Below are 12702 nucleotides of genomic sequence, written 5' to 3' on the forward strand. Positions count from 1 at the left end.
ATTATCGGCTACGTGCGACGCAACTCTTATCTTACGAATGCCAGCTTTAACCGTCAACGCGCGCCAGCATTCGGCGCGCGTTGACTTTTGGGGCATGGTTGTGATTCCGGTTAGGGGTTGGTCACCGTCCAGTTCAGGATGTTCTGAATCGCCGTCTCGCCGCCGCTGGCCCCAGTGAATCCCACATAGGCGGTATTGCTACCGATCGTGTGAGGGATATCGATGGCGACTCGCTCGGTAATCTGACCGCGCGTCGATTGAGTGAGATTGAATATCGTCCACTCAAGAGTTGTGCCGTCATAGTCAATTTGTGCTCCGATTAGATCGCCGTCATTCACGAGAAAACCGGTGGGCGCGAGGTTGATGCAAGGCAGCGTTGGCATGGCGCCGTTCACATAGACGCCTGTCGAATCATTTCCTTCGCCGGCGTTGTTAAAGAAGTCCCATTTGATGGCGACGCTATTGGGAATTGATGCGTATCCCAAACCACCGCCGCCCGTGCCGATTGCGTGCGGGCCCGCATTCTGGATGACAAAAGCGAAACCGTCGGCTGTTGCTTTGGTGAGCAGGAATTGAAAGTTGCTGGTAAAGGATTCAACACCGACCGGGATTGCGTAGAAGGCGCTGGTGGTCTCCTTCAGGCCTCCATTGGTGAGTTGCAGGCTGGTTCCGGAAAGACCGCCGGTTCCGTTGATGACCATGTTGGTTGGGTGGAATCCGGTTGGATAGTTCGGATAGGGGGGCTGACCCGTGAAATAGGTCCAGGAGGTCACCTTTTGGCTGGAGCTTAAGCCTCCAGAACCGCCCGTGAATCCGACATAGGCGGTATTGCCGCCGACGATCGCAGGAATGTTCACGGCAAAGGAATGAGACCAGGTGCCGAGGGTGATGGTGTCGGTAAGGGTGATGGTTAGATTGGTTCCGTCATAGGTGATGTGAGCGGTCGTATAGTCGGCGCTGTGGAGGTTAATCGGGGTGTTGACGAGGCTGACTGCTGGAGCGGTGGGCTGAGCGCCGTTGATGTAAAGGCCGGTGGAGTTGGGTCCTTCTCCCGAGTTGCTGAAGAGGTCGAACTTGATGGCGACACTTTTGCCAATGCCTGCATACCCCAACGAACCTCCGTCACCGCCCAGGGCAGCGGCGCTATTGTTCTGAATGGTGAAGGTGAAGCCATCGCCATTCGGGTTCGATTGTTGGAAGGTGAAGTCAGTGGTAAATGACTGGATATTGACGGGCTTTGTGTAAAACGCACTCCCTGCCTCGCTGAACCCGCCGTTGGTCAGTTGCAGCCGGAAGTCGTCCAGATCGGTGCTTCCGTTGAATTGCATCTGGCCGAGCGCCTGGGCTTGGGCAAATCCCTGGTTGAAGTTGAAAAGGTAGGGAGGATCAATATCGTAGAAGGCGGTCACGATGGAACTCGGCTGGAGTCCGGGCGCGGTGGCCAGGGCCTGCACGGTCTCCGTGACGGGGACGTGGATTGGCGTGGTGTAGACGGCGGATGCGGTAGTTGGGGTTGAACCGTCGACGGTGTAATGGATGACGGCGTTCTTCGATCTATCGGTGATGGCGACCGACTGGGATCCTGAGTAAGTTCCACCCGCGAGCGAGAAGACGGGATTTGCTGCGTTCGCCGCTGAATAAAAAGTGGCGGTGGCTGGCTGGCCTTGCAGATACCCGGTTGCGTTCGCAATAGCAGTGATGGTTTCGGTTTCGGTGACGGTGAGCGGACCGGTATAAATGTGGGAATTGATCGTGGGAGTGGTTCCGTCAGTGGTGTAATAAATTTGTGCGCCAGGAGTTGCCGAAGTAATCGACACACGTTGAGATCCGTTGAAGGTATCCCCTGGGGGGGTGATGACCGGCGTGGCGACGGTTGGAATCGTTCCCAGCAGCCCGAAAGTGCTAAACGAGCCCCACTCAGCGACGTAAACTTTGCCATTGGCGATCGTGGGTACAGCGAACTTCAAGGCAAGTCCGGGATTATCGCGTTCCAGGTTGGTGTTCGAGGAGTAGAGCAGATCTGTGACGTTATTGGCGTTGAACGCCAGCAAGACGGCTGGACCGCTACCGTTGGCGTCGTTCTTTAATGCCCAAACAATGCCATTCGACGCGCCATTCGCAGAAATGGAAGGGGTAGGGCCGGGATAGGCAAATTGCTCGGTCGTCTGGCTGGTCGGGGCACTCGAAAGCACACCATTGACGTAGGAGTAGGCGGCCAGTCCGTTGGTGACTCCCGGGTTGATCCCTCCGAAATAGATGTGCTGATTGTAATAAGCAGAGGCGCCCCAGACCCCGGCCCCCCAGTTCTGCTCTCCGGACTGCGGCGTCTGCAATGCTTGCACGACGTTATCGGATGTGGGGCTATATCCGCCCAGATTGTTACGATTCAGAATATAAATCTTTCCGCTCTTGCCGATCGCGACCAAGGAATTCAGCGTTGTGCCGGACGCCTGCTTCTCGGCGGGCAACAGTACCGTTCCGCCGGCGCCGAGATCTGCATCCTGCGCGCTCAACGCTGCCCAGTTGTGGGGAGTAAACGAATCTTTGACCGTCATCATGCCGCCGGTCAAGTCAAGATCGAGGACGCTCATTCCGAAGCTCATCCCGTTGCTATAAGGAACGCTGCCGGCGTAAGCGCCATTCCCAGTTGAAAAGAACATCCTTCCGTATGGCTTGGCAGGGTCGTCGACCTCCGCGGCCAGAGCGGCGCCCCCCATCCAAATGCCAGCCGCGGTTCCATTCGGCGAGGTGCAGAAAGTGTCGATCAGCGCCAGGGTGGCGGCATTGTAGGAGAATATCCAGCCATGCCAGGGACCATTGTCGTTGACCGAACCGAAAGGCACATAGAGCACCCCGTTGAGGAGCAGCAATCCCGCCCGCTGGCGGTGATAGCCCGGGTCAAAGGTGAGAAGTCCATTTGCACTACCGCTGCCCGTGCCGTCGACCCGGCCGACAATAGGTTCGGGACCGCCAAACTTTTCTTTGCCGGTGGTTATGTCCAGAGCGTGGAGACGGAAGACATCCGGCTCTTCGGAACTGACCAAATACATCGTCTTGGTAGCAGGATCGATGACCGGCGTTCCCTGGATGCCAAATTCTTGCGTGTAGGTTCCGGCCGGAGCGGTATTTGTCAGCACGAAAGTTGACCACAGAGGAGCGGCGTTAGCGCCGCCGTTGTTGTCGGCATCGAAGGCATACACGTAGTCGGCGCTGGTAACTACGTAGACGACATTGTGTACGCCCTTACCAGGAATTGCGACCTGAGGGACATACAGAGGTTGGGCAAACGGCTGGCCGGAGATGGGGTGAGTAAATAGCTTCCCAAATTGATTCGAGTTCACATTCGCCGGAGTCAAGATGGTCTCATTCAGATTTTGCCCGGTACGGGCGATGTCGTTGTGCGCGGTCACGACGCTTACTTGCGCAACAACTGGAGTCACAGCCAACAGGCTGGCTAAGAAAATGCTAGGGCTGGAGTGCCGAAGGGAAAAGACCTTCCCACGGTTGGGTCCGACGAATGCCTCACCTAGCGCACGAATGACACGGCTCAGTTCTGTCAAGTTCTGCATTGGATCTCCGCTCCGCATACATAAAGGTGGTCGCATCACTTGCATGTGACTTCAAGGCCATTGCCCAGATGTTGGACATATTTAAGAATGCAACGCCAGACCGGGGATGAACCGGCCTGACGTTGAATATTCAGGGAATAAAACTGGAGCTTGTGTCGACGACATCGGGGGAACTGTCTAGCTAGAGCGAAGCAACTTTATTGTCAAGTGTTTGGCAGATGGTTTTGTTTTCTACAACAAGCAGTTTCCTTAGAGACGCTCTGGCGAGCTCTAGTTAGTGGCGCTGGCAAATGTCCAATCGAGAATGCTCTGAATGGAAGTAGCCCCCCCGCTGCCGCCAGTGAAGCCGACGTAACCGACGTTCCCACCCAAGATGTGCGGAATATTGATCACCTGGCTATTGGTGGCGCTCGGTTTGGATGGAAGTGTGTTGTCGGTGATTGTCCAAGTAAGCGTCGTTCCGTCGTAGGCTATGTGCGCATGGAGAGAGTCGCCACTGGAGAGCACGACGCGATGGGGGGTAAGGTTGATGGCCGGGAGGGTTGGGGTCGCTCCATCGATGTAAACGCCGGTCGAGTCATTGCCTTCTCCTGCATTGTTGTAGGTGTCGAACTTGATGGCTACGCTCGCGGGCATGCCACCGTAGCCGAGCAGACCACCCGAGCCCTGTATCGCCTTGACGCTGTCATTCTGCATCACGAAAGTAAAACCATCGCCGATAGTCGAAGAGCTCCCGTGAGTCAGAACGAAGTCAAAATCGCTGGTAAACGAGGTGAGATTGACGGCAGTTGGGAAGAAGGCACTTCCACTCTCATTGGGTCCGCCGTTCGTGATATGCAAGGCGGTGCCTGCCAGGGCGGCCACTCCATTCAAGGCGAGAGAACGAGCATCGAAGCCGGCTGGATTATTCGGGACCAGCGGAGCGCCGGGCAGGTAAGTCCAGTAAGTGACCTTCTGGCTTGACGAGAAACCACCCGATCCTCCGGTGAAGCCGACATAAGCCGTTGGCCCGCCAACGATCGCCGGGATGTTGATATTGGTGAAGGTGTGCGACCACGATGCCAGTGTGGTGCCATCGGTAATCGTCAGAACCAGGTTGGTGCCATCGTAGGTGATATGGACGAGTTGATAATCGCCATCATGCAAGTTGATACCAGTGCCGACCAGACTGATGGACGGCAACGTGGGCTCCGCACCATTGATGTAAAGGCCGGTAGAGTTCGGTCCCTCTCCTGCGTTGCTAAACAAATCGAACTTAATGGCGAGGCTTTTGCCGATCGAGTTGTACCCCAGTCCGCCACCATCCCCGCCGAGGGCGCCTGCTCCGACGTTCTGGATCGTAAACGTCATGCCATCGGCGACCGGATTGGATAGCTGCAGGGTGAAATCGGTGGTGAACGATTGGATATTGACTGGCGTCTCATAGAACGCGCTACCCGCTTGGTTGGTGCCTCCATTCGTCAGTTGCAGGCGGAAGTCGTCAAGCGAAGTACTGCCGTTGAACTGCATGGGTGCTTGCGAATCCGCGAATCCCTGGCTGAAATCGATGACGTAGGGGGGATTGATGGTGTAGGTCGTGGAAACCACCTGACTGGGAGGCAGGTGCGGCGAGATGGCCATCGCTCGAACCGTCTCGGTGACCGAAATAATGAGGGGAAAGCCGGCGGTATAGTGCTGCGAAGAGGTCGTGGGGGTCGAACCGTCCACGGTGTAGAAGATGGTCGCGTTCGCAGTAGTGTCGACTAAATTCAAGTATTGAGTGCCTGAATAGGTACCGGCGGTCAACGAGAAGATTGGATTTCCTGTAACTGTCGAGTCGGTGTAAGTTGCCGAGACTGCGGCGCTCTGCAGGTAATGATTCGCGTTCGCGATGGCGGTAATAGTTTCGTCGGAGTTGACGTTGATAGGGCCGGTGTAGAGGTGAGACTCGGTCGATGGAGTGCTGCCATCCGTTGTGTAGTAAATCTGAGCGTTGGGAGTAGCGGAAGTCAATGAGACCATTTCGCTGCCATTGAAGGTGCCACCAGGAGGATTGAAGATGGGAGCGGCCGCCGTGGGACTATTGAGTAGCCCATATACGGAGAACTGAAATGCCTGGCCTACATAGACCTTGCCGTTGGCAACAGTTGGGACGGTAAACTCGACCGCGCCGCCTGGATTGTCCCGGCTCAGGTTGTCATTGCTGGAGTAGAGCGTATTTCCCAGGTTAGTGGCGTCATAGGCGTACAAGACTCCTGGTCCCACGTGATACTGACTATTGTCGATGACCCAAACAATGCCGTTCTGGCCGCCATTGGAAGAAACGGAAGGAGTTGGGCCTGGATAGGCGAAGGTCTCATGACTCTGGCTGGTGGGGCCCGCGGACATCTGGCCATTCCTGAACGAATACGCGATAAGAGGATTCGCCGCGCCGGGGTTGTGACCACCGTAATAGATGTTTTGATTCCAGTAAGCGCTGCTGCCCCAGATACCTGCGCCCCATTGCTGCTCGCCCGACTCCGGGGTTTGGAGCTCCTGGACGATCTGGTTGCTATTGGCGTTGTATCCGCCGAGATGATTGCGATCGAGTACGTAAAATGTGCCTACTTTTCCGATCTGGACCAAAGTGCTAACGGTCTTCCCGGAGGCCAGCGTTTGAGTAGGGAGAAGAACCGGACCGGCTGACCCCAAGTCGCCGTCCTGGCCATTACGCCGCGCCCAGTCGGATTGCGTGAATTGGTCGGTGACGTTCATGACGCCGCCGGTAAGGTCAAGATCGACTACGCTCATCCCATAACTCATCGAGTTGTTGTAGGGAGGAGCGGCTGCCGAGTTGGAACCGTTGCCGACCGCAAAGAACATGCGCCCGTAGGGCTTGCTCGGGTCGTTGACTTCGGCCGCTAATCCCGACCCTCCCATCCAGATGCCGGCTCCGCTGCCATTCGGGGCAGTGGAGTATACATCGATGGGAGACAAATTCGCGGCATTATAGGAGAAGATCCAGCCATGCCATGGGCCAGTGTCGTTGACCGATCCGAAGGCTGCGTAGACGACCCCGTTCAGAAGCAACAGACTTGGCCTTTGTCTTTCATAGACGCCGTCAAACGCCAGCCAGCCGTTGACGCTGCCGCTGCCAGTTCCCGGAACCCCGCCTTGCACCTGCAGCGGACCTCCAAACTTCTCTGCACCGGTGGTGATGTCGAGCGCATGAATCCGGAAAGGATAGGTACTGTTCGAGACCTTCTCTTCGGAGCTGACGAGATACATCGTGTTTGTGGATAGATCGATAACCGGCGTCCCGCAGATTCCATAGACCGGCGTATAGGTGCCGGCCGGAGTAGTGTTGGTCAGCAACGATACCTGCCACAATGGAACCGAGTTGGCTCCCCCGTTACTGTCCGCGTCAAACGCATAGACGCTGTCGTGAGTTGTTCCCACATAGACGACGTTGTGAACACCTTTGCCGGGAATGGTGAGATGGGAGACGTACAGGGGCTGAGGGTAGACGCCTCCGTCGACAGGCCATGAAAACAGCTTGCCAAACTGGCTGGAGTTTACAGTGGAGGGAGTAAGGATCGTTTCGTTCAGATTTTGCCCAGTGCGGCCAATATCGTTGTGGCCGGTCAAGACATTCACCTGCGCAGCGGCGGGATAGCCAAGCGAGAACAGGGCAACGAGCAGCATGCCAGTGAGAGGCTGCCGGAGATGCCGGGACTTCATGCTGAAGGTGGTTCGCTGGACACGGCACAAAAGGGCAAGGGTCTGCTGCAAAATGCTCATAGGTCTTCGCTCCGCATAAAAGGACATCGAAAATCAGACAACAGGTCGAACGATTGCTTGCGCCGCCAAGTCGCCGAACTCCGAGCCTACACATGCACGGAAATGATCGGCAAAAAAGACGGTTTAGTGAGATGGAGTGGCTGATAGAGCCAGCCGCCGCATGCGTAAAGCCAGGCACATGCGGACACTTTGTTGCATTTTGAAGCTAAACCTGATGCTGCGCCAGGAATCTATTCATGAGGCTTCGGTAAACTTCAGCTAGACATCCGGTGGGAAACAGAAAGCTCTACAAGTTAAGACAAAATACACTCTTTCGAAAAGCCGAAGAATGCTCGATTACCGACTACCTAATGTCAAATTTGCTACTGAGAGTATGAGTTCTGTAGATCGTTTCGATACGAGCAAGATACCACAAATCCAATAAAATGAAAGATATTTTATAGCGATTCTAGGTAAATTTTGCGCTTTGCGGCGCGCCGGAAAACAGTCACGCCAAGGCTATCGAAATCTCCTCCGTTTCCAGTGGATTGGTGGCGTTGCGGCACATCGCCAATGCCGGAACATTGAGTCTGACTCGGCGTAGCGCCTGGTAGGTCTTGCGGTCTCATCCCTGGGCGATTCGGGTTCGTCCTTCGTGGATTGATCTGTCTGTTATTGGAACACCGGTTAGTAATCTCCCCCTTCGACTTCGGCTTTCGCCGCCCGGCCGGATCTGCCCAGCCGGAGGAGAAGATGCAGCAAGGTCCAACCGCGAGAGATGTCAAGAGAAATGGATGTCGATGCGGAGCGCATCTCTCGAATGGCTCGAACCCAGAGACTCTCTCGCCACGTTGATTCCACAGAAAAAAGGAAGAAGCCAACATCAAGGAGCCGGACGCGAGGCTGGCCTTTTCTCTGAATGTGCAGCTCTCGGATCATCCGTAGGCAACGCGCCGGCGGTCTTCCATTTAGGGCGCACAGCGATTTCCAGATGATCAAGTAACCATCGTAACTGGAATGCTGAGGAGAAGGCCGAAATATCAATATGGTCTAGCTAATCTCGACGTCAGCGCTCTTGATCTTAGATGCCTTCATGTTTATAAGAATTTAATCAAAGATAGGGGGGAAGATATTCCAGTTAGATTTCACCGGGATTTCCAATTAAGGAATCCATCCTTAAACTCAGCCCCGGAGACAGTCATCTTTAGCGATAAAGTCTCGATTTAATAGAGTTATTTGCGTCGTCATTTGAGGTCAAAACATTACCTTTGTCATTAACACTCAATAATCAAGATCACAAAAGTGACGCTGTGTAACTTCTAACTGTTGAAGAAACTCCGGTCTCAATGTAGGCTCATCTCAACATACATTTTGAACGAAGCTGTGCAAACAACTTATCCGTTTTTTGACGGATTTGAGCGGGATCATTTCTGTGGTCCGCGCTCTTGCTATTACCGTGTCTAGGGACACTGCCCGGGTTAACGCTGAACAATTCACTGCCGAATAGGCGAGAGAAGCCTTTGCTTCTTCGTGCGCGGAGTCGTGCGCAGAAGTGGGGCGTAATCAGGGGTGTCCGATGATAGACCGCAAGAGTTCGCGCCAGAAGTTTCTTACCGTTCGTACTCTTCTCATCCTGTTGATGATTCATTGTGGCGCTCCTGTCCGTTGTTTATGGGCGAGCGTCTCCTCGACTCCAGCCGCGACCCGCCAGACGATTCGACTTGTGGCCGATGACGTGGACGGAACCAATACGGGAACTGGCCGGCTGGGAGTGGCAATCACTCTCTCGGCGATCGTCACCGGCACAGCTCATCAGGTTGTGGCTTGGCGAGTTGAGGGGGGCGGAAGTCTCGCCGCTTCAGGATCCGATGCCGAGCATGCGATCTACACGCCGCCGCTCACGATGCCGACTGGTCAGACTGTTACGATCACTGCTTATTTGAAAACGCTGCCCTCCGTAACCACGTCGTATACGATCACTCTTCTGAATCCTGTCCCGAGCATTGCGGCCTCACGCGGTGTGACGCCGACTACACTCCTGGTCGGCGGGACACAGAAGGTCTTTCTTGCGGGCTCCGGCTTCGTCCCCGGGATGACAGCGCTGGCGGGCGGCACGGTTCTTCCGGTCACCTACAAGGACTATAACGACGCCAGCGTCGAAGTGCCGGTGTCAGCAACCGCAAGTGGAACGCTTTCACTCCAGGTAGAAAATCCAAGTCCCGGCGGAGGTAGAGGGACTGCCGTTGCCGTGCCAGTGGCCACACCGGCGATCACGTTGACGGCGCGCGACGGCGACGGGACAAATACCGGCACAGCGGATTTGACTGAAAATGTGGATATGGCTGCGGCGGTTAGCGGCTCGCTTTCCACGGCGGTTACATGGGCGGTTACGGGGAGCGGGTCGATCTCGACGGCAGGCATCTATATGCCGCCCAGCCTCATGCCCACCGATCGCGTCGTCACCATTCGGGCATCGCTCGCCGTCAATCCGGCGATCACTGCCACGTATACGTTGAGCCTGGTCAACCCGGCTCCAACGATCAGCGCCTCATTGCCCGCCCAGACTCCAGCCGGCACTACGACGACACTGAATTTGACCGGCACCGGATTTGTCCCTGGAACAACGGTGGCGACCAGCCAGGGCACGGTAACGGCAACCTATCAATCCCCGACGTCCATGGTGGCTCAACTTACAGTGCCAGAGACTGCTTCTGGAACGGTTCTCTTGCGGGCGCAGAATCCCGCTCCCGGCGGGGGCACGGGCGCCGCTCTTCAGGTCTCTGTTTGGATCGTTCGACTCACCGCCACGAACTCAGATGGAGTCAACAGCGGTACCGCCCGGCTAGGGGTGCCGGTCAATCTCACTGCCACTTCAAAGTCGGGTACACACAAAGTCATCGCGTGGGTGTTGCACGGGCCGGGTACTCTGACCCCGAGCGGCTCTGACGCAAATTACGCGGTCTACGTCCCGCCAGTGATCATGCCGGCGAATGCAAACGTAAGCATAGGCGTCTCCATGCTTTCCTATCCAAGCGTAGATGCTTCCTACTCGATGACTCTGATCAATCCTGTCCCCGGCATTTCCGCGGCGAATGGAGTTACACCGAGCCAACTGTTGACTGGCGGTACGCAACCGGTCGCCCTTCTGGGTACCGGATTTGTTCCCGGGATGACAGTAGCGGTGAACGGTACGACCACCGTGCCAACCGCGTTCACCGATTATAACCACGCCTCCGCGCAGATACCGGTGGCGGCCAATGCAACAGGGAGCGTGTTCATTCAGTTACAGAATCCAGGGCCGGGCGGCGGGGCTGGCGCTGGCTTTAATGTTGCCGTCGCCCAGAATACCATTGCGTTGACTGCCTCGAACGCCGTTGGGGAGAACACCGTGACCGCAGCTCTCGGCACGACTGTGACGATGACGGCTATGGTCGCCGGATCGGAACAGACGGCGGTGACCTGGAGCGTCAACGGCGCGGGCTCGATCTCGAGCGGTGGCATTTACTCCGCGCCTGCCGCCCTGCCCACCGCGACGTTGGTGACGGTCAACGCGGCATTGACCTCAAATCCTGCAATCACGGCCTCCTATCAGCTGAGCGTAATCAATCCCACGCCGGTCATTAGCTCGATGGCCCCCTATGAGATTCCAGCAGGGGAGACGACAGCGGTAACTCTCAACGGCAGTGGCTTTGTTCCGAGCACGGTGATCTTTGTAAACAACACCGCCGTGAATGCAACTTATCTATCCGCCACGACAATGATTGCGCAGATGGCACTTCCAGCGGGCGCTTCTGGCAATATCTCGGTCCAGGGCCAGAATCCGCTTCCTGGTGGAGGCGCTGGGCCTCAGACGCAAGAGGCGATCGTTTCGCCCATCAGCGCAACGGCAGCGGCACGGATTCTCGATCAGACGACCTTCGGGCCAACCGCTGCATTGATTGGTCACGTTCAGCAGAAAGGCGTCGCCGCGTGGCTGGAAGAGCAATTCAATACCCCAATGACATCGCTGGCAGATGTCCCTCTTCCAACTCCTGTTTATTGCATTGATGCTGATATCTGTGCCGAGTCGGAATGGTGGAGGGCGGTGCTCACCGGCAACGATCAATTGCGACAGAGGGTTGCCTTCGCGCTAAGTGAACTATTCGTCGTCTCGACTAACAACGTCGAGGGGCGCGGTATCACTAACTATGCCAATATCTTCGCCAACGATGCCTTTGGCAATTGGTCCACGATCATGCGCGATGTTACCCTCTCGCCGGCGATGTCGATCTACTTGAACATGCTCAACAGTCGTAAGGCTATAGGAACCCAAATCGCGAACGAGAATTTTGCCCGGGAGAACATGCAGTTATTCAACCTGGGACTCTATCTTCTCAATCAGGACGGAAGTCAGCAGCTGGATGGGAGCGGAAATCCAATCCCAACCTATACAGAGGCCGAAGTTCAGGCCTTCGCAAGAATTTTTACCGGTTGGACCTTTGCGAATCCCGATGGGTCGATTCCCGGCGATTTGATTGGCACGGCGAACTACTATCATCCGTTGGTTCCAATCGAGCGTTGGCACGACACCTCTGCAAAGACGCTCTTGAACGGGGAGCCCGTGAACGCCGGACAGTCAGCAGAGCAGGATCTCGCGCAGGGGCTCGCTAATGTATTTGAGCACCCCAACCTACCGCCTTTCGTATGCACTCAACTGATCAAACATCTGGTAACCAGTAATCCTAGCCCTGGCTATATCTCTCGAGTTGCGGCCGTATTCATCAACAATGGCAACAATGTTCGAGGCGATATGAAGGCGGTCTTGACGGCCATTTTGACTGACCCGGAAGCTCGGGCCGGGGACAGCGAACCTGCAGTTGATGGCGGTCATCTGCGGGAGCCCATCCTCTGGATGACAGCGGTCATGAGGGGGCTGGGAGTTGTCAGTATAGATCCCAACGACGACTACCATCGGCTGTCCGATTATTCGTTGGCTTTGAGCGAAGTGCCATACAGCGCGTCGAGCGTTTTCAACTTCTATCCTCCGAGCTACACAATTGCAGACCCACTCGTCACCAACGCTCGATTAAGCGCGCCAGAATTCGCGCTCGAAAACACAGGCAGCGTGATGGATAGGCTCACCCTGGCCGACCATCTGCTGAACAACCGAATTATCAGCTTCAACGTGGATCTGAGTGCCACAAGCCCACTGGGCCACCTGGCCTCCAACCCCGATGCGCTTATCGATCGCCTTAGTTTGATCTTTCTGCATGCCAACATAGATAGCTATTCTCACACCACTATCAAGAATGCCATCAGTTCACTCAAGGATATGTCGCAGCGCGTAAGGATAGCCGCATTTCTGGTCATTGGTTCTTCATCGTACAAAATCTTGAACTAAAGACATGAGAGTGAG

Annotated in this window: 3 protein-coding genes; 1 reads left to right on the plus strand and 2 read right to left on the minus strand. The window is 55.7% G+C overall.

Going from position 1 to position 12702, the window contains the following annotated elements; genetic code table 11:
• Positions 1-110: 110 nt before the first annotated feature.
• Both ACPOL_RS16515 and ACPOL_RS16520 read right to left on the minus strand, forming a co-directional pair.
• Positions 111-3569: a chitobiase/beta-hexosaminidase C-terminal domain-containing protein gene (locus tag ACPOL_RS16515; protein WP_161557399.1), complete on the minus strand. Its 3459-nt coding sequence runs from the start codon at positions 3567-3569 to the stop codon at positions 111-113.
• Positions 3570-3839: 270 nt separating this feature from the next.
• Positions 3840-7328, minus strand: a complete 3489-nt coding sequence (locus tag ACPOL_RS16520) for a chitobiase/beta-hexosaminidase C-terminal domain-containing protein (RefSeq protein ID WP_161557400.1) — start codon at positions 7326-7328, stop codon at positions 3840-3842.
• A 1555-nt stretch (positions 7329-8883) separates the two neighbouring features.
• On the opposite strand from ACPOL_RS16520, the gene ACPOL_RS16530 reads away from it, so the two are divergent.
• On the plus strand, positions 8884-12687 hold the full coding sequence (locus tag ACPOL_RS16530; RefSeq protein ID WP_114208025.1) for a DUF1800 family protein: 3804 nt from the start codon (positions 8884-8886) through the stop codon (positions 12685-12687).
• Positions 12688-12702: the final 15 nt, after the last annotated feature.

Source organism: Acidisarcina polymorpha, assembly GCF_003330725.1.
Lineage (GTDB): Bacteria > Acidobacteriota > Terriglobia > Terriglobales > Acidobacteriaceae > Acidisarcina > Acidisarcina polymorpha.